Annotated in this window: 24 protein-coding genes; 17 read left to right on the forward strand and 7 right to left on the reverse strand. The window is 70.0% G+C overall.

The window, feature by feature from the left end:
* Positions 1 to 24 precede the first annotated feature (24 nt).
* A complete protein-coding gene (gene frr / locus ID574_RS22025) occupies positions 25 to 582 on the forward strand; it encodes a ribosome recycling factor (RefSeq protein ID WP_188190801.1) in 558 nt (185 codons plus the stop codon).
* A gap of 59 nt (positions 583 to 641) precedes the next feature.
* Entirely contained in the window at positions 642 to 1,481 is an 840-nt protein-coding gene (locus ID574_RS22030; RefSeq protein ID WP_188190802.1) for a phosphatidate cytidylyltransferase, read from the forward strand.
* Here the strand turns inward: ID574_RS22030 and ID574_RS22035 are convergent.
* The gene (locus tag ID574_RS22035; RefSeq protein WP_188190803.1) at positions 1,478 to 2,500 is read right to left on the reverse strand and encodes a suppressor of fused domain protein; all 1,023 of its coding nucleotides are present in this window, start codon (positions 2,498 to 2,500) and stop codon (positions 1,478 to 1,480) included. The genes ID574_RS22030 and ID574_RS22035 overlap by 4 nt on opposite strands.
* A gap of 141 nt (positions 2,501 to 2,641) precedes the next feature.
* Here ID574_RS22035 and rlmN point away from each other — a divergent pair, with 141 nt between their 5' ends.
* Positions 2,642 to 3,742, forward strand: coding sequence for a dual-specificity RNA methyltransferase RlmN (gene rlmN, locus ID574_RS22040; RefSeq protein WP_188190804.1), 1,101 nt, complete (start codon positions 2,642 to 2,644; stop codon positions 3,740 to 3,742).
* 14 nt (positions 3,743 to 3,756) lie between these two features.
* Here the strand turns inward: rlmN and ID574_RS22045 are convergent, their stop codons facing one another.
* Together ID574_RS22045 and ID574_RS61670 are read right to left on the reverse strand one after the other, a co-directional pair.
* A complete protein-coding gene (locus tag ID574_RS22045; RefSeq protein WP_188190805.1) occupies positions 3,757 to 4,425 on the reverse strand; it encodes a hypothetical protein in 669 nt (222 codons plus the stop codon).
* On the reverse strand, positions 4,422 to 5,528 hold the full coding sequence (locus tag ID574_RS61670) for an ABC transporter ATP-binding protein (protein ID WP_262496032.1): 1,107 nt from the start codon (positions 5,526 to 5,528) through the stop codon (positions 4,422 to 4,424). The genes ID574_RS22045 and ID574_RS61670 overlap by 4 nt, the downstream gene beginning before the upstream one ends.
* 139 nt (positions 5,529 to 5,667) lie before the next feature.
* Between ID574_RS61670 and ID574_RS22055 the strand changes: the two genes are divergently transcribed.
* Positions 5,668 to 6,168: a DivIVA domain-containing protein gene (locus tag ID574_RS22055; RefSeq protein ID WP_188190806.1), complete on the forward strand. Its 501-nt coding sequence runs from the start codon at positions 5,668 to 5,670 to the stop codon at positions 6,166 to 6,168.
* Here the strand turns inward: ID574_RS22055 and ID574_RS22060 are convergent.
* From ID574_RS22060 to iolD, 3 genes are all read right to left on the reverse strand, one after another.
* Positions 6,165 to 6,812, reverse strand: coding sequence for an HAD family hydrolase (locus ID574_RS22060; protein ID WP_223166940.1), 648 nt, complete (start codon positions 6,810 to 6,812; stop codon positions 6,165 to 6,167). The genes ID574_RS22055 and ID574_RS22060 overlap by 4 nt on opposite strands.
* Positions 6,793 to 7,032 (reverse strand): hypothetical protein, encoded by a 240-nt coding sequence (locus ID574_RS22065; protein WP_188190807.1) that lies wholly within the window; start codon positions 7,030 to 7,032, stop codon positions 6,793 to 6,795. The genes ID574_RS22060 and ID574_RS22065 overlap by 20 nt, the downstream gene beginning before the upstream one ends.
* A gap of 182 nt (positions 7,033 to 7,214) precedes the next feature.
* Positions 7,215 to 9,059 carry a 3D-(3,5/4)-trihydroxycyclohexane-1,2-dione acylhydrolase (decyclizing) gene (gene iolD / locus ID574_RS22070; RefSeq protein WP_188190910.1) on the reverse strand — a complete coding sequence of 615 codons (1,845 nt, stop codon included), beginning with the start codon at positions 9,057 to 9,059 and terminating at the stop codon, positions 7,215 to 7,217.
* Between the two features lie 331 nt (positions 9,060 to 9,390).
* Here iolD and ID574_RS22075 point away from each other — a divergent pair, with 331 nt between their 5' ends.
* From ID574_RS22075 to ID574_RS22105, 7 genes are all read left to right on the forward strand, one after another.
* Positions 9,391 to 10,569, forward strand: coding sequence for a CehA/McbA family metallohydrolase (locus ID574_RS22075; RefSeq protein ID WP_223166941.1), 1,179 nt, complete (start codon positions 9,391 to 9,393; stop codon positions 10,567 to 10,569).
* On the forward strand, positions 10,560 to 11,432 hold the full coding sequence (locus ID574_RS22080) for a TIM barrel protein (protein ID WP_223166942.1): 873 nt from the start codon (positions 10,560 to 10,562) through the stop codon (positions 11,430 to 11,432). Before ID574_RS22075 ends, ID574_RS22080 begins: the two co-directional genes overlap by 10 nt.
* Entirely contained in the window at positions 11,429 to 12,502 is a 1,074-nt protein-coding gene (locus tag ID574_RS22085; RefSeq protein WP_188190809.1) for a Gfo/Idh/MocA family protein, read from the forward strand. Before ID574_RS22080 ends, ID574_RS22085 begins: the two co-directional genes overlap by 4 nt.
* Complete coding sequence (locus ID574_RS22090) at positions 12,499 to 15,267, forward strand: glycoside hydrolase family 38 N-terminal domain-containing protein (protein ID WP_188190810.1); 2,769 nt, start codon at positions 12,499 to 12,501, stop codon at positions 15,265 to 15,267. The genes ID574_RS22085 and ID574_RS22090 overlap by 4 nt, the downstream gene beginning before the upstream one ends.
* Before the next feature lie 189 nt (positions 15,268 to 15,456).
* Positions 15,457 to 15,624 carry a hypothetical protein gene (locus tag ID574_RS22095; RefSeq protein WP_188190811.1) on the forward strand — a complete coding sequence of 56 codons (168 nt, stop codon included), beginning with the start codon at positions 15,457 to 15,459 and terminating at the stop codon, positions 15,622 to 15,624.
* A 301-nt stretch (positions 15,625 to 15,925) separates the two neighbouring features.
* Entirely contained in the window at positions 15,926 to 16,864 is a 939-nt protein-coding gene (gene speB / locus ID574_RS22100) for an agmatinase (RefSeq protein WP_188190812.1), read from the forward strand.
* On the forward strand, positions 16,861 to 18,372 hold the full coding sequence (locus ID574_RS22105; RefSeq protein WP_188190813.1) for a purine-cytosine permease family protein: 1,512 nt from the start codon (positions 16,861 to 16,863) through the stop codon (positions 18,370 to 18,372). The genes speB and ID574_RS22105 overlap by 4 nt, the downstream gene beginning before the upstream one ends.
* Before the next feature lie 61 nt (positions 18,373 to 18,433).
* Here the strand turns inward: ID574_RS22105 and ID574_RS22110 are convergent, their stop codons facing one another.
* On the reverse strand, positions 18,434 to 18,925 hold the full coding sequence (locus ID574_RS22110) for an Lrp/AsnC family transcriptional regulator (RefSeq protein WP_188190814.1): 492 nt from the start codon (positions 18,923 to 18,925) through the stop codon (positions 18,434 to 18,436).
* Between the two features lie 199 nt (positions 18,926 to 19,124).
* On the opposite strand from ID574_RS22110, the gene ID574_RS22115 reads away from it, so the two are divergent.
* From ID574_RS22115 to ID574_RS22140, 6 genes are read left to right on the forward strand one after another with little or no spacing between them, the layout of a single operon-like run.
* Positions 19,125 to 20,558, forward strand: a complete 1,434-nt coding sequence (locus tag ID574_RS22115) for a gamma-aminobutyraldehyde dehydrogenase (protein ID WP_188190815.1) — start codon at positions 19,125 to 19,127, stop codon at positions 20,556 to 20,558.
* 7 nt (positions 20,559 to 20,565) lie between these two features.
* Positions 20,566 to 21,627: an ABC transporter ATP-binding protein gene (locus ID574_RS22120; protein WP_188190912.1), complete on the forward strand. Its 1,062-nt coding sequence runs from the start codon at positions 20,566 to 20,568 to the stop codon at positions 21,625 to 21,627.
* 9 nt (positions 21,628 to 21,636) lie between these two features.
* Positions 21,637 to 22,836, forward strand: a complete 1,200-nt coding sequence (locus ID574_RS22125; RefSeq protein ID WP_188190816.1) for an ABC transporter substrate-binding protein — start codon at positions 21,637 to 21,639, stop codon at positions 22,834 to 22,836.
* Positions 22,837 to 22,838: 2 nt separating this feature from the next.
* Entirely contained in the window at positions 22,839 to 23,690 is an 852-nt protein-coding gene (locus ID574_RS22130; protein ID WP_188190817.1) for an ABC transporter permease, read from the forward strand.
* Positions 23,687 to 24,472 carry an ABC transporter permease gene (locus ID574_RS22135; protein ID WP_188190818.1) on the forward strand — a complete coding sequence of 262 codons (786 nt, stop codon included), beginning with the start codon at positions 23,687 to 23,689 and terminating at the stop codon, positions 24,470 to 24,472. The genes ID574_RS22130 and ID574_RS22135 overlap by 4 nt, the downstream gene beginning before the upstream one ends.
* A 24-nt stretch (positions 24,473 to 24,496) precedes the next feature.
* Positions 24,497 to 25,891 carry an NAD(P)/FAD-dependent oxidoreductase gene (locus tag ID574_RS22140; protein ID WP_188190819.1) on the forward strand — a complete coding sequence of 465 codons (1,395 nt, stop codon included), beginning with the start codon at positions 24,497 to 24,499 and terminating at the stop codon, positions 25,889 to 25,891.
* Positions 25,892 to 25,925: the final 34 nt, after the last annotated feature.

Consider the following 25,925-nt stretch of genomic DNA (forward strand, 5'->3'; position numbering starts at 1 on the left):
GCTAGAAGACGACAGGGAGCCGCTGTGATCGACGAAACCCTCCTCGAAGCCGAGGAAAAGATGGACAAGGCCGTCTCGGTCGCGAAGGAGGACTTCGCGAGCATCCGGACGGGCAGGGTCACGCCATCGATGTTCAACAAGATCAACGCCGAATACTACGGCACGCCGACGCCGATCCAGCAGCTGGCGTCGTTCCACGTGCCCGAGGCCCGCATGGTGTTGATCCAGCCCTACGACAAGAGTTCGATGGGCGCCATCGAGAAGGCCATCCGCGACTCCGACCTAGGCGTCAACCCGACCGACGACGGCCAGGTGATCCGCGTGACGTTCCCGGAGCTGTCCGAGGAGCGCCGCAAGGAATACATCAAGGTCGCCAGGAACAAGGGCGAGCACGCCAAGGTCTCGATCCGCAACATCCGCCGGTCCGCCAAGGAGATCCTCGACAAGATGATCAAGGATGGCGACGCTGGTGAGGACGAGGTGAGGCGGGCCGAGAAGGAGCTCGACGACATCACCCAGAAGCACGTCGCCAAGGTCGACGAGCTGCTCAAGCACAAGGAAGCCGAGCTGCTCGAGGTCTGAGCGGCACGCGCCCGGCCCTCGCCCCGGCGGCGGGGGCCGTGGCTCTCTTGGAGAACTCTGTGGAAGAACGTACGGCTGGCACCAGCTCGAGCGGCGGCAGCCGTACCGGAAGGAACCTGCCTGCCGCGATCGCCGTCGGCGTGGCAATGGGCGCACTCGCGCTGGGCTCGCTCTACACGATCAAGGAGCTGTTCCTCCTGGTGATCGTGGGCGCCGTGGGTGTCGGCGTGCTGGAGCTGACCAAGGCATTCGCCACGCGGGACATCAAGGTGCCCGCCGTGCCCGTGCTGGCGGGCCTGGTGGCGATGCAGGCGGCGGCGTACTGGGGCGGGCCGCTCTGGCTGCTGGCCGCGTTCGCCGTGTTCGCGTTCGTGCTGCTGATCTGGCGGATGTTCGGCGATGGCACGGAAGGCTTCGTACGCGACGCCGCGGCGTCGGTGTTCATCCTGTTCTATCCCACGCTGCTGGCCGGGTTCGCGGCCATGCTGCTGCGGGCCGAGGACGGCGACCACCGGGTGGTGATCTTCCTCGCGGTGACTGTGGCCAGCGACATCGGCGGGTACGTCGCGGGCGTGCTGTTCGGCAGGCACCAGATGACGGCCATCAGCCCGAAGAAGACCTGGGAGGGTTTCGCCGGGTCGCTCGTCGCGTGCACGGCGGTCGGGGCCTGGCTGGTGACGTGGCTCCTCGGGGGCGCGCTCTGGCAGGGTGCGCTGATCGGCGCGCTGGCCGCGCTGCTGGCGACCGTGGGCGACCTGATCGAGTCGATGATCAAGCGGGATCTCGGCATCAAGGACCTCGGCACGATCCTGCCGGGCCACGGCGGGTTGATGGACCGGCTCGACTCGCTGGTGACCACGCTGGTTCCGGTCTGGCTGCTGATGACCCTGTTCTTCTAGCGGTGTTGCGCTTCGAGCGCCTCCCGGGTGACGGGGGTCAGCCAGAGCCACCGGACGATCTCGCCGCCGAACGCGAATCCCGACATGTCAGGCATGTGGGAGGCGTCGGCCAGCATCAGCACACCTGAGTACTGCGGCCCCAGCGGGAACGTCGAGGGCTCGTGATACCACTTCGCCGTGTGCCCGTGGCCGAGCCACGTGACCGAATGCCACGGATATTGCGCCAGCCACACCAGCAGCAGCGCCGCGTCCCGCGGGTCCTCGCGGGTGGCCACGGCCAGCTCGATCCTGGCGTACGCGCCGGGCTTGTCGATCCACTGCTCCACCGTCGGCATGCGCTGGCAGCTCATGCCCACCGTGGACAGCACGGTGAAGTCGCGCTTGCCGTGCGGCGGGCGCTCGGTGATGCCGACGGTCGGCAGCCGCTCGCCGCTGGCGTCCCAGTATCTGCCGGCGGGACCCAGCGCCCGGTCGAGGTGCCCCATCACGAACTGCTGGAACGACGGCCACGAACCCTCGCTGTGCCGCCATCGCCAGTAGGACTCGGCGTTGGCGATGCGGGGCTCCAGCCCCTCGAGCGCCTCCGACAGCGCCCAGGCGAACGGCGACTCGCCCACCGCGTCACGCGCGTACCCCGGCATGCCCCTGCTCATGTCGGCCCAGCCGGGGATGACCGCGAGCAGGTCGTCGTCCTCGTAAAGTGCGACCCCGTCGCCCTCCTCGAACCACAGCGCGGTGAGCTGCCCGAGCGGGCGGCGGCCGTCCGGGTGCAGGGTGTTGACGCGGGGCATGAGCGGCGGCAGGCCGGCGTTGAGCCTGGCCAGGTCGACGACGGCGGGGGCCGGGCGGTGGTTGGCCAGCCAGACGGCGCCGTGGACCGTTCCGTCGGGCGAGCACAGGTAAGCTACCGAGGAGTCCTCGTCCCGCTCGACCACGAGCGTCCGGCTCCCGTACGGGTTGCCGGCGGCAAGGACGACCTCGGCGCCACCCTCGCCAGATGCCGACCGAAAAATCGCCATACGTGAGCACTGTAGATCCGGCGGCGACCCTGACGCGAGCGGTACCTCAAGCAGGGACGCCACCTCCCGCATCCAGGAATGCCACCTCTGATCCGAACGTTCACTACCCTGGTCGACAACACTCCAAGCAAAGGCAGTAACGTGTCCCAGCCCCCAGGTCAGCTCACCTTCGTCGCGCCGCGCCGGGCCAAGCCCGCCCGCCACCTGGCCGACCTGTCGATGGCCGACCGGCGGGCCGCGGTGACCGAGCTGGGTGAGAAGGCCTTCCGCGCCGACCAGCTCTCGCGCCACTACTTCGAGCGCCTCACCACCGACGTGGGCGCGATGACTGACCTGCCCGCGTCCGCCCGCGAGAAGCTCGGCGCGCTCCTGCCGACCCTGCTCACCCCGGTCAGAGAGCTGACCACCGACGGTGGCACCACGCGCAAGACGTTGTGGCGGTTGTTCGACGGCGCGCTGGTGGAGTCGGTGCTCATGCGCTACCCCGACCGCGTCACGATGTGCGTGTCGTCGCAGGCGGGCTGCGGCATGAACTGCCCGTTCTGCGCCACCGGCCAGGCCGGGCTCACCCGCAACATGTCCACCGCCGAGATCGTCGAGCAGGTCGTGGCAGGGGCGCGGGCGCTGGCGGCCGGCGAGGTGCCCGGCGGGCCCGGGCGGGTCAGCAACGTCGTGTTCATGGGCATGGGCGAGCCGCTGGCCAACTACAAGCAGGTGATCGGCGCCGTCCGCCGCCTGGTCGAGCCCGCCCCTCACGGGCTGGGCATCTCCGCGCGCGGCGTCACGGTCTCCACCGTCGGCCTGGTGCCGGCCATCGGCAAGCTCGCCGACGAGGGGCTGCCGGTCACGCTGGCGCTGTCCCTGCACGCGCCGGACGACGAGCTGCGTGACACGCTGGTGCCGATCAACACGCGGTGGAAGGTGGCCGAGGTGCTCGACGCCGCGTGGGCGTACGCGGCGAAGACCAAGCGGCGGGTCTCGATCGAATACGCCCTGATCAAGGACATCAACGACCACGAGTGGCGGGCCGACCTGCTCGGGAAGCTGGTCAAGAACAAACTGGTGCACGTCAACCTGATCCCACTCAACCCGACGCCCGGGTCCAAGTGGACGGCCTCGCGGCCGGAGGACGAGCGGGCGTTCGTACGGCGGCTGCAGTTCCACGGCGTGCCGGTGACCGTACGCGACACGCGCGGGCGCGAGATCGACGGGGCCTGCGGGCAGCTCGCCGCGGCCGAGTAGGTCCGAGCAGCAGGTCACCGCCTGAGGCGTCGCCAGGCGTAGAGGGTCAGGGCCAGCAGGCACCAGGCCAGTGAGACGGCCGCCAGCTCGGGGAAGCGGCCGATCAGCTCGCCGTCGTTGGCGGCCCGCATCCAGACCACGACCGGGACCGTGAGCCAGTAGAGCGGTGAGGCGCTCAGCAGCAGCATCAGCAGGAAGCCGAGCACCAGGCTCATGATCGACAGAGCCGGGGAAGGCAGGATCGCGCGGCTGGTGAGCGCGCCGAGCGCGGTTCCCGTCAGCGCCGCAAGGGCGTGCAGAGCGATCCCGGCGACCAGCACCGCGGGCTCGGGGGTGGCGCTCACTCCGAGCAGGAGCGACGCGGCCAGCCCCATCCCGGCGAACCCCGCGCACGTCGTGAACGCCGCCATCAGCCCGGCCGCCAGTTCCCTGCCTCGGCCGCCCGTGGTCACCGCGGACAGCTCGCGCTGCTGGTCGGGCTCGGTGTCGAGCAGGCTTCGCGCGGCCCAGGCCAGGATGGGGATGATCAGCACGGCGGTGTCGGTGAGCACCCCGGCCTCCTCGCCGCGCGGGGCCCGGCTGCCGTGCAGGATCGCCAGCATGGCCAGGGCGAGCAGGGCGGCCTGGTAGACCCGGTGGGAGCGGACGTACGCCGCCAGGCGGAACGTGGCCAGGGCGATCATCCGGTCTCCTCGATCTCGTGGGTCCGGTAGCCCTCGTCGCGCATCCTCGCGAGGAACTCCGGGAGGTCGTCGGCGGGCAGGGTGACGGCGACAGTGGTCAGCGACCGCCCGGCCGCACCGCCCTCGGCAGAAGAAGTGGCGGAGGCGGGCGTCTGCGCGGCATTCACCGCCCGCGCGTGAGCGGGCGTCTGCATGGAACCGGCGGCGGGCGGGTGTGCGGATGTCTGTGTAGTGCCTGTGGCGGGCGTGGGGACGGGTGCCTGTACGGATCCAGCGGCCGCCGGGTGGGCGGCGCCTGTGGCGGGCGTGAGGGTCGGCGTTGGTGGCGTGCACGTGGCGCCTGCGGGGTCGGGCGTGTGTGGCCTGCCCGTGGCGGGTGTGAGGGTGGGCGTGTGTGGCGTGCCGGTGGTGGGCACGGTGGCGGACGTGTGCGGGGTCATCGTGGCGGGCGTCTGTGCGGGGCCTGCGGTCTGTGTGGGGACGGCGGGGGAGGCGGGTGCCGGGGCTGTCGTGCCTTCCTTGAGGTGGCCGTCGATCAGGGACCAGCGGCGCAGCGCCGTCAGGCCGCGCAGGCCGCCCTGGTGGTCGCTGGCGACGACGATGCCGCCGCGCCCCGCCACCTCGGCGGCGATCGAGGGCAGCACGTCCCGCGTGTCGGCGTCCAGCCCGGCGAACGGCTCGTCCAGGATGAGCAGCCCCGGCTCGGCCATCAGCGCCTGCACCAGGCCGACCTTGTGGGCGCTCCCCTTCGACAGCTCGCCCAGCGGCAGGGCCAGGAGATGCCCCATGGTGAGCCGCTCGGCCCACGGCTCCCAGCGGGCGCCGCCCCGGATGCGGGACATATGCCGCAGGTACGCCGTGACCGTGAACGGCTGGCCGGTGGGGAACCGGTCCGGCGCGAACCCGACGACCTCGGGACGCCCGGTGATCGTGCCCTGCGTCGGCCGGGCGAGCCCCGCCAGCAGCCGTAACAGGGTCGACTTGCCGGCCCCGTTGACACCGGTCAGCTCGATCACGTCACCGGGTGAGAGCTCGGTGTCAGCGTCCTCGATGACGAAGGGACCACGCCTTCGGTAGCGAAATGAGATCTTGGACAGACGCATGGTGGTGTAACGGTATATGTCGGGTCGCGTTGCCGGGATAAAGAGCCTCACAATGGAGGCACCCCCAGCAGGAACCAAGAGGAGTGTGAGCTTGAACCGCTTTCCGCGCGTCATGGGTATGCGTTCAGGCTATGACCCCGTGGAAGTCGACGCTCTGATAGGCCGCATCGAATCGACCTTGGGCAGGGGCCCGCACACCTTGGAGCCCGTCACCGCGGACGAGGTGCGGGCGGCCACGTTCCGCGCCAAGCGCGGCGGCTACCAGGAGACCGCGGTCGACTTCGCCCTGGAGGCCTTCGTGGTGGCCCTGGAGACCCAGGCCAAGCGGCCGGTGCGGCTGGCCATGGCCGAGCCCACCGGCGAGCTGCTGCGCGAGGAGTGGTTCGAGACCCAGGCGGCCCGCGTCGAACGGGTGGCCTTCCGCCCGGGCCGGATGGGGACCGGTTACAACGAGGACGAGGTCGACGCCTTCCTCGACCGCGTCGTGGCCACGTTACGCGGCACGACCGAGTTCCCGCTGACGGCGAAGGAGGTGCGGGAGGCGAAGTTCTCCACCGTGCTGTTCCGGTCCGGCTACTTGATCACGGAAGTGGACAAGTTCCTCGCGGGCATCGCGGACGTGCTGGAGCAGCGCGCCTAGAGGTTCTGCACGGCCGAGAGGAGGCCGTGGAGGTCGGGAAGCACGCGCTGGATGATCGTCTCGTCCGGGGCCCGCTCGCCCAGCCGGTTGATCCACACGCGGCGGACGCCCAGCCGGTGCGCGGGCACCATGTCGTGGAAATAGCCCTGCGCCACGTGCACCCAGGCCGACGGCTCGTGCGCGCGCCTGAACACCTCGAAGTGCGCGTTGGACGGCTTGTAGTCGCGGGCGTCCTCGGCCGTGACCACCGCGTCGAACGGCACGGGCAGCCGCCGCAACGTCCCGGCGACGAGGTCGCGGTCGCAGTTGGTGAGCAGCCCCAGGTTCCAGCCGGCCGCCCGCACCGCCCCGAGCTCGGCGCCGACCTCGGGGAACACCGGCCAGTACGGCAACGTCGCGGCCAACACGTCCGCGTCGTCCGCATTGAGCTCCACCTTCTCCTCGGCGCACGCCCGGCGCAGCGTCTCCGCCAGGACGTCGCGGTAGCGGAGCGTCGGCGACTCGGCCTGCACGGCGTGCTCGTGCCGGTTGTACGCCTCCAGCAGTCGCGCCCCCTGGCCGGGCGCGATCAGCTCGGCACTGGTGAGGATGCCGTGCCGCCAGTCGACAAGTGTTCCGAAGCAGTCAAATGTCACCCATCGCATAAGTCACATAATGGTGGTCATGACGCTCTCCGTACGACCCATCGAGCCGCATGATCTCGACATGGTGTCCCAGGTGCTGAAAGACAGCTGGGGCGGGACCACAGTGGTGGCCCTGGGACGCGGCGAGCTCATCGACGCCACCGCCCAGCCCGGCTTCATCGCGGAGATCGACGGCGAACCGGCCGGCGTGATCACCTACGGCGACCGCGACGGTCACCACGCGCGACAACACCCACGCCCTGCGCTTCTACCAGCGCTACGGCTTCGATCTGGTGGCCCTGCACCGGAACGGCGTGGACCGGGCGAGAGCACTCAAGCCGAGCATCCCGGCGGAGTCGGACGGCATCCCGATCAAGCACGAGTTGGAGCTGGAGCTGCGGCTTTGACGCTCACCCGCCCTGGTCACCCGGGCGGCGCGAGATGCGGGTGCTGGGAGCGTTTGTTCGCCTCGTAGTCGTCCCGGACGGCGCTCGGCGTCCCCACCTGGGCCACGGGCACGTCCCACCACGCCTCGGAGGAGGGCGCGTCGTCCGCCAGCGGGTCGGTGCGGACGTAGATGACCGTGGTCTCGGTCGCGGAGCGGGTCGTGTCGAGGGCTTTGCGCAGGTCGGAGACCGACTCCGCGCGCAGCACGGACGCGCCCAGGCTCGCCGCGTTCGCGGCCAGGTCGACCGGCAGCGGGCCGCCGTCGAAGCGGCCGCTGCCGCGGTAGGCGTACCAGGTGCCGAACCGCTGGGCGCCGACGCTCTCCGACAGCCGTCCGATCGAGGCGAAGCCGGAGTTGTCCACCAGGATCACGGTCAGTTTGATGCCCTCGGAGATCGCCGTGACGAGCTCCTGGGCCATCATCAGGTACGAGCCGTCGCCCACCAGCACGAACACCTCCCGCTCCGGGACCGCCATCTTGACGCCCAGCCCGCCCGCGATCTCGTAGCCCATGCACGAGTAGCCGTACTCGACGTGATAGCTGCCGGGACCGCTCGGCCGCCACAGCTTGTGCAGGTCGCCGGGCATCGACCCGGCCGCGCACACCACCACGCCGTCGTCGCCGGCGGCCGTGTTGACCGCGCCGATCACCGCGGACTGCGGCAGCGGGGAGCCCTCCAGTGCGTACGCGGCGTCCACGGCCGCGTCCCACGCCCGCGTCAGCTCGGCGACCTGCTCCCGGCGCGACGTGGGGACGCTCCAGCCCGCGCACGCCTCGGTCAGGTCCGCCAGGCCCTCGCGGGCGTCGCAGACGAGTTGCAGGCCGGAGAGCTTGGCGGCGTCGAAGCCGGTGACGTTGAGGTTCACGAAAGCGGTCTCCGGGGCGAAGATGCTCCTCGACGCCGTGGTGAAATCGCTGTAGCGAGTGCCGACGCCGATGATCAGGTCGGCCTCGCGGGCCAGCGTGTTGGCGGCCGTGGTGCCGGTGGCGCCGATCGCGCCGACGGCCAGCGGATGTCCGTACGGGAGCGCGCCCTTGCCGGCCTGGGTCTCGGCCACCGGGACGCCGTACGTCTCGGCGAAGATCCGCAGCTGCTCCGTGGCCTCGCTGTAGATAGCGCCGCCGCCCGCGACGATCAGCGGGCGCCTGGCTGATGTGATCTTCTTCGCCGCGCGCGCCAAGGCGGCCCGCTCGGGCCGAGGCCGGGGGATGTGCCAGACCCGGTGGGCGAACAGCTCCTCCGGCCAGTCGTACGCCTCCGCCTGCACGTCCTGTGGCAGGGCGAGGGTCACCGCGCCGGTCTCGGCCGGGTCGGTGAGCACCCGCATGGCCGCCAGCAGCGCGGACGGCAGCTGCTCGGGGCGGTTGATCCGGTCCCAGTAGCGGGAGACGGGCTTGAAGCAGTCGTTGACCGAGATGTCGTAGGAGCGCTGGTCCTCCAGCTCCTGCAGCACCGGGCCGGCCACGCGGGTGGAGAAGATGTCGCCGGGCAGCAGGAGCACGGGCAGCCGGTTGATCGTCGCACCCGCCGCACCGGTGATCATGTTGGTGGCGCCGGGGCCGATAGACGTGGTGCAGGCCAGGGTCGCCAGCCGGTTGCTCGCGCGGGCGTAGGCGGCGGCCGTGTGGACCATGGCCTGCTCGTTGCGGCTCAAGTGGTAGGGCAGGTCCTCGGTGGTGGTAGCCAGCGCCTGGCCGAGCCCGGCGACGTTGCCGTGGCCGAAGATCCCGGCGCAGCCGCCGAAGAACCTCCGCTCCACGCCGTCGCGCTCGCTCCACTGGTGGGCGAGGAAGCGTACGACGGCTTGCGCGACGGTCATCCGGTTCATGACGTCCTCCCGAACGGCGGCTTCTCCAGACAGCTCTCCTCGGAAGTACGCGCGAAAACGCCCTCTGCGCCCATTTTCCCGACGGCGATCCGGACCCCCGGCTTCCAGCAGCTCTCCTCGAGTGCTGCAGGCCACGCCGCCCGGCTCGTTCGAGACGGCCCTTTTCTGGGATATGGGCAGGCCTTTACGTCATCTGCATGTCATGACATATTGGGCGTGGCTTGCCTCCTCGGGTGCGCGTCATCGAGTAAGCGCTCGGGAAATTGGTAGCCTGACGGTCACTCTCCGGCCGCGCGTCGGCGTCCGGAATGGGGAGTTCATTGTGCGGGGACACTGGAGCCTGGACGACCGGCTGGAGCGGATCCAGCGTGAGGTGCCCTTCGAGGTCCCGCCGGGGACGGCCGCCGTGACCGTCCGGCTCGGCTACGACCGTTCGCAGGGCGTGATCGATCTCGGGTGCGGCTCGCCCGGCGGCTTCCGCGGCTGGTCGGGGGGAGCGCGCGACGAGTACACGATCACCGCCGACTGGGCGACGCCCGGATACCTGCCCGGCGCGCCGGAGGCGGGGACGTGGCACGTGTGGCTGCGGCTGCACCGGATCCCGCCCCAAGGGCTCGACTACACTCTGGAGATCTCGGCCGAGTCCGTCGCGCCGCCTGAGCCCTCGGCGGAGGAGCCGCCGCAGGGGGAGCGTCCGCCGCGGAGGGACATTCCCGATGTCGACGGCATGCGGTGGTTCGCCGGGGACTTCCACGCCCACACCGTGCACAGCGACGGCAGTCTCACGATCGCCGAGCTGGCCGAGCTCGCCCGCGGCCGCGGGCTCGACTTCCTGGCCGTCACCGACCACAACACCGTCAGCCACCACCCCTGGCTCGCCAAGATCGACCGCGACATCGCGCTGATCCCCGGCCAGGAGGTCACCACCGACCGCGGCCACGCGAACGTGTTCGGCGACGTCGGCTGGGTGGACTTCCGGCAGCCGGCCGACGCCTGGGTGGAGCACGCCGAACGCGAGGGTGGCCTGATCTCCGTCAACCACCCGCTCGGCGGCGACTGCGCCTGGCTGCTGCCGATCAGCCGCCGCCCCCGGATCGCCGAGGTGTGGAGCTCCGGCTGGTGGGACCGCCGCTGGGGCGCCCCGCTGGCCTGGGCGGATGCCTGGCGCGAGGACGTGATCGCGATCGGCGGCAGCGACTTCCACCGCCACGGGGCCGACGGCCTGCCCGGCGCGCCCACGACCTGGGTGCTGGCCGAGGACACCGGCACGGTGCTGGACGGCGTACGCGACGGGCGCACCGCCGTCTCCGCGGGGCCGGACGCGCCGCTGCTGCTCAGACTGGGTGACGAGCTGCTCGCCCTGGACGCCGAGGGCCTGGTGCTGGTCCGCCCCGGCGGCGCCCGGCAGGTGATCCGCGGCGAGCGGGTGTTCGTGCCGGCGGACGCGGGCCCGCACCGGCTGGAAACGTACGAGAACGAGGTGATGGCACTGTGCGGCTGAGGAAGGTCGCGAACGCTCCTGTGAGCTTCGGCGTGTTCGGGCTGGCCGACGTGCCGCCGCCGCTGAGCGCCGACGAGATGGTCCACGCCCTGTCCGAGGCCGGGTACGACGGCATCGACCTGGGCCCGATCGGCTACCTGTCCATGGACCGGCTCGGCGGGCTGCTGCTCGCGGGCGGCTGGGCGGACCTGCGTTACGACGACGCCGGCGAGTTCAAGCGAGGGGTGCCCGCGCTGGAGGCCACCCTTGACGTGTTCGACGCCGCCCCGGCCTCTCCGTTGCCGCCCCGGCCCACGCTGGGCTGCTCCGGCTCGCCCGAGAGGTTCGCCCGCCCCGGCGGGAGCGTTCCAGGGCTGACGGCCTCCGAATGGCCGGCCTACGCCGCGCGCGTCCAGGAGGCCGTGAACCGCTGCCGAGACCGCGGCTTCGAGCCCGCCTTCCACCACCACCTCGGCACGTACGTCGAGACGCCGCAGGACGTGGAGCGGCTGCTGGAGCTGACCGACGTGCAGCTCTGCCTCGACACCGGGCACCTGCTGCTGGCCGGGGGGGACCCGGTCGAGGCGCTGCGCGCGTGGGCCGATCGCGTCGGGCACGTGCACGTCAAGGACGGCGACACCGCGATCCTCGCCCACGCCCTGTCCGACGGCGCCGACCTGCACGAGCTCATGGGCCGCGGCGGGTTCGCCCCGCTCGGCGAGGGAGAGCTGGACCTGCCCGCCGTGGTGCGCACGCTGGACGAGATCGGCTACTCCGGCTGGATCGTCATCGAGCAGGACACCCTGCCGGGCCGCCGCACCGTCGCGGAGATCATCGCCGATCAGGCCGCCAACCGCCGCAAGCTGGAGGAGCTGGGACTGTGAGAATCGCCCTCATCGGATGCGGCGCGGTCACGCAGGCGGTCTACGTGCCGCTGCTGTCCAGGCGCCGGGAGCTGTTCGAGGTGACGGCCGTCTGCGACCTGTCGCGCGCGCTCGCCGACGCCGTCGGCCACCGGCTCGGCGCTGCCCGTTGCTACACGGTTCTGGAGGAGATGCTCGACGCCGGCGGCTTCGACGCCGTCCTCGTGCTGGCCTCCGGCTCCCACGGCGAGACCGTGCGCCGGGCGCTCGCCGCGGGCTACGCCGTGTTCTGCGAGAAGCCGCTCGCCCTGACCAGGGCCGAGGTGGCGGCGCTGCGCGAGGGGCGGCTGATGGTCGGCTACATGAAGCAGTACGACCCGGCCGTGCGGCGGGCCGAGGAGCTGCTGTCCGAGCTCGGCGGTCCGGGCGTGATCAGGTCGGTCGAGGTGACCGTGCTCCACCCGAGCGGGGAGTCGCAGCTGGCCTTCGCGAACCTGACGCAGGCGCGGGACGTGGACGCCGGGCTGCTGGCCTCGCTGCGGGCCGCGGAGAGCGAGCTGGTCTCGCGGGCGGTGGGGGACTCGGCGCCGGTGCAGAACCTGTACGGGATCGCACTCGGCTCCATATGTCATGACTTGTCGCTCTTGAGGAGCTTCACCGGGTCGCCTGCTGAAATTTCGTACGTCGAGACATGGGGAACCGCGCCCGGCTCCGTCGAGATCTCCGGCACGCTGCCCGTCCAGGGCAGGTTCACCATCCGCTGGCACTACCTGGAGGACTACCCCGCCTATCGCGAGACCGTGGCCATCCACCACGACAAGGGCACGCTCGAACTGGTCTTCCCCTCGCCCTACCTCATGAACGCGCCGACCACGCTCACCGTCGTGTCCGGCGGCGAGACCCGGGCCGAATGGCGGGACGTGACCGAGGCGTTCGAAGTACAACTGGCCGCCTTCCATGCTTTCGTGAACGATGACAAGCCGCCGCTCACCGACACGGGCGGCGCGCTGGAGGACATCGTGACGGCTCAGCGGATCGCCGCCCGCTACGCCGCACAGCACGATCTGCCCATCGGAGGGGAGGCAGGGTGAGCACGGAGATCGTCGTCGTGCCGCACACGCACTGGGATCGGGAGTGGTACGAACCGTTCCAGCGCTTCCGGCTGCGCCTGGTGGCGCTGTTGGACGAGGTGCTCGACACGATGGAGCGCGAGCCCGGCTACCACTTCACCCTCGACGGTCAGCTGGCCTGCGTGGACGACTACCTCGAGGTCCGGCCGGAGAACCGCGACCGCGTGGCCGCGCTGGTCGAGGCCGGGCGGCTGGCGGTGGGGCCGTGGCAGATCCTGCTGGACGAGTTCCTGTGCTCGGGCGAGAACATCGTCCGCAACCTGGAGCTCGGCATGGACCGGGCCGACAAGCTCGGCGGCGCCATGCCGGTCGGCTACCTGCCCGACATGTTCGGGCACACCGCGCAGATGCCGCAGATCCTGCGCAAGGCCGGGCTGCTGCACGCCTGCGTCTACCGGGGCGTGCCGTCCTCCGTCACCAGCGACGCCTTCGCCTGGGTCGCCCCCGACGGCACGGCGTTGCGGACCCAGTACCTGCCGGCCGGCGGCTACGGCAACGGCGCCCACCTCTTCCACGACCCCGAGGGACTGGCGGAGCGCGCGGCCGCGTTCGTCGCGACCATGCGGGAGTGGCACGGGCCCGAGGGGCCGCTGCTGGCGATGTACGGCACAGACCACTCGGCGCCCGTACGCGGCCTGCCGGAGATGGTGGCGGCCATCGGCGCCCGCATGGACACCTTGTCCGGCTATATCGGGCAATATTCGGGCGATGTGGCGGGGCTGCCCCGTGTCGAGGGGGGGCTGCGGTCGCACGCCCGGGCCAACATCCTCCCCGGCGTCATCTCGATCCGCCCCCACCTCAAGCAGGCCATGAGCCGCGCCGAGCGCATGGTCGAACGCTACGCCGAGCCGCTGGCCACGCTCTGGGGCGGCGAGTGGCCAGGCCGGTTTCTCGACATGGCGTGGTGGCGGCTGGTGGACGCCAGCGGGCACGACTCGGTGACCGGGTGCGGCGTGGACGAGACCGCCCAGCAGGTCGCCGCCCGCATCGCCGAGGCCGAGCACCTCGGGCAGGCCGTACGCGACATGGTGACCGCCCGCCTGGCCGCCACCGTGCCCTCGGACGGGGTGCTCGTCGTCAACCCCACGCCTGACGTACGCGCCGGCATCGTCGTCGTGGACGTCGCCGGGATCGACCCGCTCGTGGACCCCTCGGGCGCGCCCGTGCCGACGCAGCCGCTCGAATACGCGCCCACGCTGCTGCTCGACGAGGAGATGGACCCCGCCACGGCGCTGACGTTCATCCACGGCACCGAGCTGTACGGACAGCACATCACCGGCTGGTCAGTCGACCACGGCGTGCTGACGTTCACGGTCGCCCGCGAGACCACGGCCGCCTTCGACGTCGCCGACCTGCGCGGGGCGCTGGACGGCGTGACCCGCGTGCGCATCGTCGCCGAGCCCAGGCGCACGGTCGCGGCCATGGTCGAGGTGCCGCCGCTGGGCCACACCAGCCTGCGGCCGGTGCCGCACGAGCGGGTGTTCACCCCGCCCGTGCCCTCCGGCGGGCTGCCCAACGTCCAGCACCACGCGTCCTGCTGGCTCGGCTCCGACTCGGCGACCCTGCCGGTGCGCGGCGACGAGCAGGTGATCGACAACGGGCTGCTGCGGGTGACGATCGCCGGCGACGGCACGCTCACGCTCGTCGGCCGGGACGGCACGACCGTGACGGGAGCCGGCCGCATCGTGGACGGCGGCGACGTCGGCGACACCTACAACTACGCGCCGCCGCTGGACGACCGGATCGTGTCCGAGCCGGAGTCCGTGGAGGCCGAGCTCGTCTGCTCGGGGCCGCTGGTGGCGGCGGTGGACGTGCGGCGCACGTACCGGTGGCCGGCGGCGGGCGCCGGACTGGAGGGCACGCCCGAGGTCCCGGCTCTTTCGAGGATCTCTCGGACCGAGGAGATCGTCGTCACGACCCGGGTGGAGTTGCGGGCCGGCGAGCCGTACGTCCGCCTGCACGTCGAGTTCGACAACCGCTGCGTCGACCACCGCGTCCGCCTCCACGTCCCGCTCCCCGCCGTGGCCACGGAGTCGTACGCGGAAGGCCAGTTCGCCGTCGTGGCCCGCGGGCTGACCGCCGAGCCCGGCTGCGGCGAGATGCCAATGCCGACCTTCCCCGCCTCGTCGTGGGTGGCGGCCGGCGGCGTGGCTGCGCTGCTGGAACACGTGACGGAGTACGAGCTGGTGAGCGTCGAGGGATCGGCGGACGGTGAGCCGACGGGTGGCGAACTGGCCCTGACCCTGCTCCGCTCCGTGGGCTACCTGTCCCGTAACCGCAACGCCCTCCGCCCCGAACCGGCCGGGCCGCAGCTGCCCACTCCGGCGGCGCAGTCACGCGGGCTGCGGTCCGTGAGCCTGGCGCTGATGCCGTGCGCGTCGTGGCAGGAGGTCCCCGCGGCCGCGGAGAGCTTCCGCCACGACCTGGTGGTGGCGCCCGGCCTCGGCAACCGCTCCCTGGACCTGCCCGCACCCGGGACCGGGCTGTCGGTGACGGGGGACGGCGTGGTGATGACCTCGCTCAGGGACCGGGACGGATGGCGGGAGCTCCGCGTCGTAGCCCTCACCCCTAACGACACAGAAGCCGTGATTTCGGGCAGCCTCACGGAGGCGCGATATGCGGATTTGCGTGGGCGTCCAGGGGCGTCTGTGCAGGTCGCGCATGGTGTGGTAAGGCTTCCCCTGCGAGCGTGGGAACTCTCGACCATCCAATTTCGTCAACACTAGGTAATGCGTCGAACGCAGACAGTAATGTTGCGGCGTGAAAGTCACGTCTCAGCACGAGAGCCTGAACCCGGGTGTATGCCGGGCCGACGGCGCAATACTGTACGGAAAGGGAGACGAGAAATTCGGGGTCATCGTCGAGACCCAGCGGAGGCCATCGAAACTGGTCATCCTGGGCTGAGGCTGATCCCGTTGGTCATCCATCCCGACAACACCCCTGCCATCGCCGACGTCGCCGAGGCCCTGGACAACATCGGCCTAGCAGTCATCTCGACCGTCACGAAGAGCGAAGACCCCCGGATCAACGCCATCATCGCCGCGGAGCCTGTCACTGCAAGGACAAGACGAGGCCCGGGGTGAGGCCAGGTCCGTGCTGAGGGGGCCCAAGAGAGCCGTATGGGCCGATTGTGAGGAGCAGATCTTCCGGCCTATCGCCGTTTGCCTTCAGAAAGACTGCTCTCGCCCCAAGCCCGAGAAGGCCGAGTCGGTGGGCGGCACGGACGCATAGCCGGGCTTCAGCGACCGGTGGCCGACACCTCTGATCCTGCATCCTCACCCCTCAACTGCCTGGAACACCTTGTGGCCGGCCACAACACACACCGCGGGACTTCAGGTGGCCGACAATTGCCGCAGGTCAAGGGCATGACGAACACTGGCCGACATGAACATCGGCCCCGTCGACTCCTCCAAGGTCCCGCGTTTCGCCGGGCCCGCCACCTTCGCCCGCCTTCCCCGCCTCGATGAGGTGGAGCGGGCAGACGTCGCCGTCGTGGGGGTGCCCTTCGACGCCGGTGTCTCCTACAGGCCCGGCGCCAGGTTCGGGCCCGCCGCGGTCCGCGAGGCGTCGCGGCTGTTGCGGCCGTACCACCCCGCGCTGGACGTGTCGCCGTTCGAGCGGGTGCAGGTGGCCGACGCCGGGGACATCGCGGCCAATCCGTTCGACATCGGGGCGGCCATCGAGAGCATCGAGGAGGCCGCCGGCTCGCTCCAGGCCAGGCTCGTCACCATCGGCGGGGATCACACCATCGCCCTGCCGCTGCTCCGCGCGGCCGCCAGGAAGCACGGGCCCGTCGCGTTGCTGCACTTCGACGCGCATCTCGACACCTGGGACACGTACTTCGGGGCCGAGTACACGCACGGGACGCCGTTCCGGCGGGCGGTCGAGGAGGGGCTGCTGGACACCGAGGCCGTCAGCCACGTCGGCATCCGGGGGCCGCTGTACGGCAAGCGGGACCTGGAGGACGACCGGCGGCTCGGTTTCGGCATCCTGACCGCGGCCGACGTGCTGCGGCGCGGGCTGGACGAGGTGATCGACGTGCTGCGGCAGCGGATCGGTGACCGGCCGCTGTACGTCTCCGTCGACATCGACGTGCTCGATCCCGCGCATGCCCCCGGCACCGGGACACCGGAGGCGGGCGGGCTCACCAGCCGGGAACTGCTGGAGATCCTGCGGGGCCTGGCCGGGTGCAACCTGGTCGGGGCCGACGTGGTCGAGGTCGCGCCGGCCTACGACCATGCGGAGATCACCTCCATCGCCGCCTCCCACGTGGCGTACGACCTCGTCAGCTTGCTCGCGATGCAGGAGAAGAAGCAGACATGAACGGCATCACCGAAATCGAGACGTACGGGGTCGAGCGCATCCCCGACGCCGACCGCACCGCGCGCCCGGTCGACCTGTTCAGGGTGGCGTTCGGCGGGGCGAACACCTTCGCCACCTGCGTGCTCGGAGCCTTCCCCATCCTGTTCGGCCTGTCGTTCTGGCAGGGCTTGGCCGCCACGGTGCTCGGGCTGGTGGTGGGGGCGCTGATCCTGGCGCCGCTGTCGTTGTTCGGGCCGCTCAACGGCACCAACAACGCCGTCTCGTCGTCGGCTCATCTGGGCGTGCACGGACGGATCGTCGGCTCCTTCCTGTCGCTGCTCACCGCGATCGCGTTCTTCTCGATCTCGGTGTGGTCGTCGGGGGACGCGCTGGTCGGCGGCGCTCACCGGTTGGTGGGGCTGCCCGACACCGACCTGTCCTATGGCGTCGCGTACGGGATCTTCGCGGTGCTCGTGCTGATCGTCTGCGTGTACGGGTTCAGGTTCATGCTGTTCGTCAACAAGATCGCGGTGGTGGCGGCGTCGCTGCTGTTCGTGCTGGGGGTGTTCGCCTTCGCGGGCGACTTCGACCCGTCCTATCCGGGGACGCTGCCGGTGGGCGATCCGCTGTTCTGGCCGTCGTTCATCGGGGCGGCGCTGATCGTGTTGTCGAACCCGGTGTCGTTCGGGGCGTTCCTGGGCGACTGGTCCCGTTACATCTCGGCGAGCACGCCGCGCTCCCGCGTGATGGCCGCCGCCTTCCTGTCGCAGATCGCCACCATCCTGCCGTTCTTCTTCGGCCTGGCCACCGCTTCGATCATCGCGGCCAAGGCCGCCGAGTACGTGGACCCGGCGGCGCCCAACTACGTCGGCGGGCTGCTGGCCGTCTCGCCGGGCTGGTACTTCGTGCCGGTCTGTCTCATCGCGCTCATCGGCGGCATGTCCACGGGAACCACCTCCCTCTACGGCACCGGGCTCGACTTCTCCAGCGTCTTCCCCCGCTTCTCGCGCGTGCAGGCGACCGTCTTCATCGGCACCCTGTCGATCGCGTTCATCTTCGTGGGCCGTTTCGCCGCGAACCTCACCCAGAGCATCTCGACGTTCGCGACGCTGATCATCACGTGCACCGCACCGTGGATGGTGATCATGATGCTCGGCTACGTGACCCGGCGCGGCTGGTACGACCCGGAGGCCCTGCAGGTCTTCAACCGGCGTCAGCGCGGCGGCCGCTACTGGTTCACGCACGGCTGGAACTGGCGGGGGGTGAGCGCCTGGCTGGCGTCGGCAGGGCTGGCGCTGATGTTCGTCAACCTGCCGGGGCAGTTCGTGGGGCCGCTCGGCGACCTGGCCGGCGGCGTGGACATCTCGCTGCCGCTGGGCTTGGCCGCCGCGGGTCTGCTCTATCTGGCGCTGTTGGCCGCCTTCCCCGAGCCGCGGGAGGTCTACGGTCCCGAGGGGCCGCGGCTGGTCCGGGCGGCCGACACCCCCGTCCTGCCCATCGTCGACGCCGCGGCCGAGCCGGTCACGTGATGGAGCCGGCGGCGCACCGGGTGCTGTGCGGGGCGCCGGTGCGCGCGGTCGCGAGGGTGGGTTAGCGGGTGCCCCAGGAGTACGTCTGCTTGCGGAGCTTCAGGTACACGAACGACTCCGTCGCCCGTACGGCGGGGATGGCGCGGATCTTGCTGAGGATCTCCAGCAGGTGCCCGTCGCCCTCGCACACCACCTCGACGATGATGTCGAACGAGCCCGCCGTCAGCACCACGTAGTCGATCTCTTCGATGGCCGCCAGCTCGTCGGCCACCGACTCCAGATCGCCCTCGACGTTGATCCCGATCATCGCCTGCCGGGGGAAGCCCAGCATGAGAGGGTCGGTGACCGCGACGATCTGCATGACGCCGGCCTCCTGGAGTCGCTGCACGCGCTGGCGTACCGCGGCCTCGGACAGGCCCACCGCCTTGCCGATCGCCGCGTACGGCATGCGCCCGTCACGCTGGAGCTGCTCGATGATCTGCTTCGAGAGCTCGTCGAGCACGACGGGGGCGGCGTCGGGGTTGCTGCGGCGAACGCGCGGCGGCGTGGTCATCGAGACGATTCCTCCTAGCGGTACGGCATTACGGGGGCGTTCCCGCTCGGTTGCCGTCCTGGTGCGACATGTTGTCAGTTCTTGGCGGTCTGTCAAGCGAATTCGTAGCAATTTGATATCTTCGCCACGAAATCCCTTGTCCATATGCTTCCACTCTGTAAGAGTCGCGGCATCTCAGCCACCTCACGAGGAGGTCACCTTGACCACCCGTCTGCAGAACTTCATCAACGGTGAGTTCGTGGACGCCAAGAGCGGCCGATTCTCCGACATCATCGACCCGTGCACGGGCGAGGCCTACGTCCAGGCCCCGATCTCCGGCCCGGAGGATGTCGACGCCGCCTTCGCAGCCGCGGCCGCCGCGTTCGACTCGTGGGGCAGCACCACCCCGGGGGAGCGGGCCAACCTGCTGCTCAAGGTCGCCGACGCGATCGACGCGCGGGCCGATGAGATCAACGAGGCCGAGTGCCGCAACACGGGCAAGCCGCGCGCCCGCATGGCCGAGGACGAGACCCCGGTCGCCGCCGACCACTTCCGCTTCTTCGCGGGCGCGGCGCGCACGCTCGAGGGCCCCACGGCCGGCGAGTTCCTCGCCGAGCACACCAGCGTCATCAGGCACGAGCCGATCGGCGTGATCGGGCAGGTCACGCCGTGGAACTACCCGATGATGATGGCGGTGTGGAAGATCGCCCCGGCGCTCGCGGCCGGCAACACCGTCGTGCTCAAGCCGTCCGACACCACCCCGGTCTCCACGCTCAAGCTCGCCGAGATCCTCGGTGAGGTGCTGCCCCCGGGCGTCTTCAACGTCGTCACCGGCGACCGCGAGACCGGCGCGCTCGTGGTGAGCCATCCGACGGCCTCCATGGTCGCGATCACCGGCTCGGTCGGCGCGGGCATGTCGGTCGCCAAGAGCGCCGCCGACGACCTCAAGCGGGTGCACCTGGAGCTCGGCGGCAAGGCGCCGGTCGTGGTCTTCGAGGACGTCAAGGACCTGCGCAAGGCCGCCGCCGACATCGCCACCGCGGGCCTCTACAACGCCGGCCAGGACTGCACCGCCGCGTGCCGGGTGCTCGTGCAGGAGAGCGTGCACGACGAGTTCGTGGCGGCGCTGACCGAGGCCGCCGCCGGCACCGTGACCGGCGGCCTGGACAACGAGGACGCGCTCTACGGGCCGCTCAACAACGAGAACCAGCTCGCCAGGGTGCAGGGCTTCATCGAGCGCGCCCCCGCCCACGCCAAGGTCCTCACCGGCGGTCACCGCGTCGGCGACAAGGGCTACTTCTTCGCGCCGACCGTCGTGGACGGGCTCAAGCAGGACGACGAAATGGTGCAGAACGAGGTCTTCGGCCCGGTGATCACCGTCCAGACGTTCACCGACGAGGCCGACGCCCTCGCCAAGGCCAACGACGTCAAGTACGGCCTGAGCGGCTCGGTCTGGACCTCCGACCACGGCCGCGCGATGCGCATGTCCAACCGCCTCGACTTCGGCGTGGTCTGGGTCAACACGCACATCCCGTTCGTGTCGGAGATGCCGCACGGCGGCTTCAAGCACTCCGGGTACGGCAAGGACCTGTCGGTGTTCGGCCTGCACGACTACACGCGCGTCAAGCACGTCATGCACTACATCGGTGAATAGCACGCGAATGACCAGTGCCATCGAGCTTGACGACGTCGTCAAGGAATACCTCTCGCACGGCGAGGTGGTCCAGGCCGTCAAAGGCGTTTCGCTGGACATCGCCGAGGGGGAGTTCTTCTCCCTCCTCGGCCCGTCCGGCTGCGGCAAGACCACGACCATGAGGATGATCGCCGGCTTCGAGGCCCCGACGAAGGGCCTGGTGAAGCTGCACGGCCAAGACGTGACGAACGTCCCGCCGAACAAGCGCGACGTCAACATGGTCTTCCAGTCCTACGCGCTCTTCCCGCACATGAGCGTCTGGGACAATGTGGCCTTCGGGCTGAAGCAACGCAAGACACCGCAGGACGAGATCCGGCGGCGGGTCGGCGAGATGCTGGAGATCGTCGACCTCGCCGGCAGGGAGAAGCGCCGGCCGCGCGAGATGTCCGGCGGCCAGCAGCAGCGCGTGGCCCTGGCCAGGGCCCTGGTCAACCGGCCGCGCGCGCTGCTGCTCGACGAGCCGCTCGGGGCGCTCGACCTCAAGCTGCGCCAGGCCATGCAGATCGAGCTCAAGCGCATCCAGCGCGAGGTCGGCATCACGTTCGTGTACGTCACGCACGACCAGAACGAGGCGCTCACCATGAGCGACCGCATCGCCGTCATGAACGACGGCCTGGTCGAGCAGCTCGCCGGGCCGCGCGAGATCTACGAGCGGCCCGCGACCGCGTTCGTGGCCGGCTTCATCGGCACCTCCAACCTGCTCACGGGCGCCGCGACCGGCGGCACGCTCAAGATCAGCGGTGGCCGGGTGATGGTGCCGGGCCAGGACGGCGACGTGACCGTCACCGTCCGCCCCGAGAAGATCACGATCGGCACGGAGGAGCCTGCGGCCGGGCTGAGCGCCGTCCGCGGGACCGTCGCCGAGGTGGTCTACCTGGGCACCTACAACAGCTACGCCGTGTCTCTCGCTGACGGGGCCGAGATCACGGTGTTCCAGCAGAACGCGCATGACGCCACGGCCACGGCGGAGCGGGGAGACTCCGTGTGGCTGTCCTGGCAGGCGCAGCACTCGTACGTGATTGGAAGTTGATAGCACCTCATGAACCCCCGTCCTCACCTCCCTCGCCGTGACGCCTTCAGGATCGCCGGGCTCTCCGCCGCCGGGCTCGCGCTCGCCGCCTGCGGCGTGCAGGGGCAGAAGGCCGCGCCGCCCAAGGCCGACGCCGTCCAGGACTTCTGGTCCAAGCAGACCAAGCACGGCAAGGTCGTCTTCGCCAACTGGCCCGAGTACATGCCGGAGGACCAGGCCCCGCTGAAGAAGTTCCAGGAGGCCACCGGCATCTCGTACGAGTACAAAGAGGTCATCCAGGAGAACGCCGAGTTCTTCGGCAAGGCCGAGCCCGTGCTGCGCGCCGGGCAGTCGCTGGGCTACGACATCGTCGTCATGACCAACGGCATCCACCTCCAGAACATGATCCAGCTGGGCTACGCGGTGCCCCTCGACCACTCCAAGCTGCCGAACTTCGCGGCCAACGCCGGGCAGAAGTACAAGGAGCGCGCCTACGACCCGGGCAACAAGTACACGATCCCGTACACCTCTGGTGTGACCGGGATCGCGTACAACACCGAGCACGTCAAGGAAGACATCACCAGCATCCAGTCGTTGTTCGACTCCAAGTACAAGGGGCGGGTCGGCATGATGGCCGACGCGCAGGAGATCGCCAACTTCGGCATGTTCGCGCTGGGCATCGACCCGGAGAAGTCGACCGAGGCGGACTGGCGCAAGGCCGGGGACAAGCTCAAGGAGCAGCGCGACGCCGGACTTGTCCGGAAATATTACGACCAGAGCTATATCGACGCCGTGTCCAAGGGCGACGTCTGGCTGACCATGGCCTGGTCGGGCGACGTCTTCCAGCGCCAGCTCGCCGGCGAGCCCGTCAAGTTCGTGGTGCCCGAGGAGGGCGGCACGATCTGGACCGACAACATGCTCATCCCCAAGGGTGCCGCCAACCCGTTGGACGCGCTCATGCTGATGGACTACCTCTACCAGCCGGCCGTGGCCGCCGAGCTGGATGAGTTCATCCAGTACGTCACCCCCGTCCCGGCCGTCCAGGACCTGCTCAAGGAGAAGGCCAAGACCGCCGAGGGCGAGGACAAGAAGGCGCTCGAGGACATGGTCAACAGCCCGCTCATGTTCCCGACCGAGGCCGACTACGCCAAGCTGCGCGGCTACACGCCGCTGGACAACAAGCAGCAGCAGATCTTCAACCCGATCTTCCAGTCCGTCACCCAGGCATAACGATGCGGCGGCTCACCCCCTACCTGCTGGCGCTGCCGAGCTGGATGTGGCTGGCGATCTTCCTGGTCGTGCCCATGGTCGCGATGGCGTCGGTGTCGCTGCAGACCGGCAACGCCATCGACGGCTTCGCCATGACCTTCAGCTTCTCCAACTACTCGGACGCGCTCGGCAGGTACAGCACCCAGCTGTTGCGCTCTCTGCTGTACGGCGGGATGGCGACCGCGGCCATGCTGGTGATCGGGTACCCGGTGGCGTACTGGATCGCCTTCAAGGGCGGCCGGCGCAAGTCGATGTACCTGTTCCTGATCCTGCTGCCGTTCTTCGTGTCGTTCGTGCTGCGGACGATCTCGTGGAACTTCCTGCTGTCGGACAACGGGATCCTGTTCGGCACGCTGAAGGGCTGGGGGCTGCTGCCTGACGACTTCCACGTGCTCGCCACCGCGTTCGCCGTAGTAGGCGGGCTCACGTACAACTTCCTGCCGTTCATGATCCTGCCGATCTACGTGGCGCTGGAGCGGGTGGACCCGCGGGTGGTGGAGGCCGCGCAGGACCTGTACGCCACCCGCGCGGCGGCCTTCCGCCGCGTGGTGCTGCCGCTGTCGCTGCCGGGGGTTTTCGCCGGGGTGCTGATGACGTTCGTCCCGGCCACGGCGGACCCGATCAACGCGGCGATCCTCGGCGGGACCGCCAACACCATGATCGGCAACATCATCCAGACCGAATACCTCACCAACCTCAACTACCCGACCGCCTCGGCGCTGTCGTTCACGCTGATGGCGGTGCTGCTCGTGGGCATCTTCGTCTACGCCCGGGCGCTCGGCACCGAGAACGTCCTCGAGGCGGCCGCGCGATGAGGGGGACGAGGCTCGGCGACAAGCTGCTGCACATCTACACCTGGCTGATCATCGTCTGGCTGTCGTCGCCGATCGCCGTGATGATCCTGTTCGGCTTCAACGACAAGAAGAGCAAGTCCAACACCTCGTGGCAGGGCTTCACGCTGCGGTGGTACGCCGAGCTCTTCGACATCTCCGACCTGACCGTGGCGCTGCGCAACTCGCTCGTCATCGCCGCGGTCAGCACGATCATCACGGTCGTGATCGGCACCATGCTCGGGCTGGCGCTCGGCCGGCACCGCTTCCGCGGCAAGGGCGTCACGAACTTCCTGGTCTTCGCCGCCATCTCCACGCCCGAGCTGGTCATGGGCGCGTCGTTGCTGTCGTTGTTCGTCTCCGGGAACGTGCCGCGCGACGCCAACACGATCATCATCTCCCACGTGCTGTTCTCGCTGTCGTTCGTGGTGGTCACGGTGCGGGCGCGGGTGGTCACCCTCGACCCGTCGCTGGAGGAGGCCGCCAGGGACCTCGGCGCCACGGCGTGGGGCACGTTCCGGCAGGTCACGCTGCCGTCGATCATGCCGGGCGTGATGGCCGGGGCCATGCTGTCGTTCGCGCTGTCCGTCGACGACTACGTGGTCACCAGCTTCGTCAACGGGTCCACGGTCACCTTCCCGCTGTGGATCGTGGGCGCGGTTAAAACGGGAATCCCACCGCAGGTCAACGTCATGGGTACGCTGATCTTCGGCATTGGGGTGCTGATCGCGATCGGGAACGCGGTCGCGGCGCGGCGCCGAACCTAAAACACTTGTAGGGAAGTGGGATTTGTGGATCCGCTGAAGGCTCTTGCTGATGCGGAGCGCAAGCCGTACTGGCTGGACAGCCCGGCCAGACCCGAGCCGCGACCGCGGCTCATCGGAAACACGACCGCCGACCTGGTCGTCGTCGGAGGAGGATTCTCAGGGCTGTGGACCGCCCTGATGGCCAAGGAACGCGACCCGTCGCTCGACGTCGTCCTGCTCGAAGGGCGCAGGATCGGCTGGGCGGCCACCGGCCGCAACGGCGGGTTCTGCATGGCGACCCTCACCCACGGCCTGGCCAACGGGCTGGAGCGGTGGCCGGACGAGATCGACCGGCTGGAACGCATGGGGGTCGACAACCTCGACGAGATCGAGCGCACGCTGGAGCGCCACGACATCGACTGCTCGTTCGAGCGGACCGGGGAGCTGCACGTGGCCACCGAGCCGTGGCAGCTCGACGGGCTCCATGAGCACCTCGACCTGATCTCCGAGCTCGGGCTCGACTACCTGCCCCTGGACCAGGAGCAGGTGCGGGCCGAGGTCGACTCCCCGACCTATCTCGGCGGGCTCTGGGAGCGCAGCGGGTGCGCCATGCTCGACCCGGCGCGGCTGGCGTGGGGGCTCCGGAAGGCGTGCCTGCGGCTCGGCGTGCGCGTCCACGAACGCAGCCCCGTCCGCTCCCTGCGCGACGACGGCCCGATGATCGAGCTCCGCACCCCGCACGGCACGGTCACCGCCCCCAAGGTGGCGCTCGGCACCGGGGGTTTCCCGCCGCTGCTGCGGCGGCTCAAGCACTTCGTGGTCCCCGTGTACGACTACGCGCTCATGACCGAACCCCTGACGGACGCGCAGCTCGCCGAGGTCGGCTGGCGCAACCGGCAGGGCGTCGGCGACTCCGGCAACCGGTTCCACTACTACCGGCTGACCGACGACAACCGGATCCTGTGGGGCGGCTACGACGCCGTCTACTACAACGGGGGGCTGGTCAAGCCGGAGTACGACCAGCGCGACGAGACGTTCGTGACGCTCGCCCGGCATTTCTACGACACGTTCCCGCAGCTGGCCGAGGTGCGCTTCACGCACCGGTGGGGCGGGGTGATCGACACCTGCAGCCGGTTCAGCGCCTTCTACGGGCAGGCGCACGGCGGGCGGCTGGTCTACGCGATCGGCTACACCGGCATGGGCGTCGGGGCCACCAGGTTCGGGGCGAACGTCATGCTCGATCTGTTGTCGGGCGAGCGTACCGAGCGTACCGAGCTGCGGATGGTCAAGGAGAAGCCGATCCCGTTCCCGCCCGAGCCGGTGCGGTCGGGGGTCATCCAGTTCACCCGCTGGTCGATCGCCCAGGCCGATCAGCACCAGGGCAAGCGCAACCTGTGGCTGCGCACGCTGGACCGGATGGGCCTGGGATTCGATTCCTGACCTGAGGGCATGATGCTGCCAGCCCCCGAGTGAG

It is taken from the genome of Nonomuraea sp. SYSU D8015 (assembly GCF_008065375.1).
GTDB lineage: Bacteria > Actinomycetota > Actinomycetes > Streptosporangiales > Streptosporangiaceae > Nonomuraea.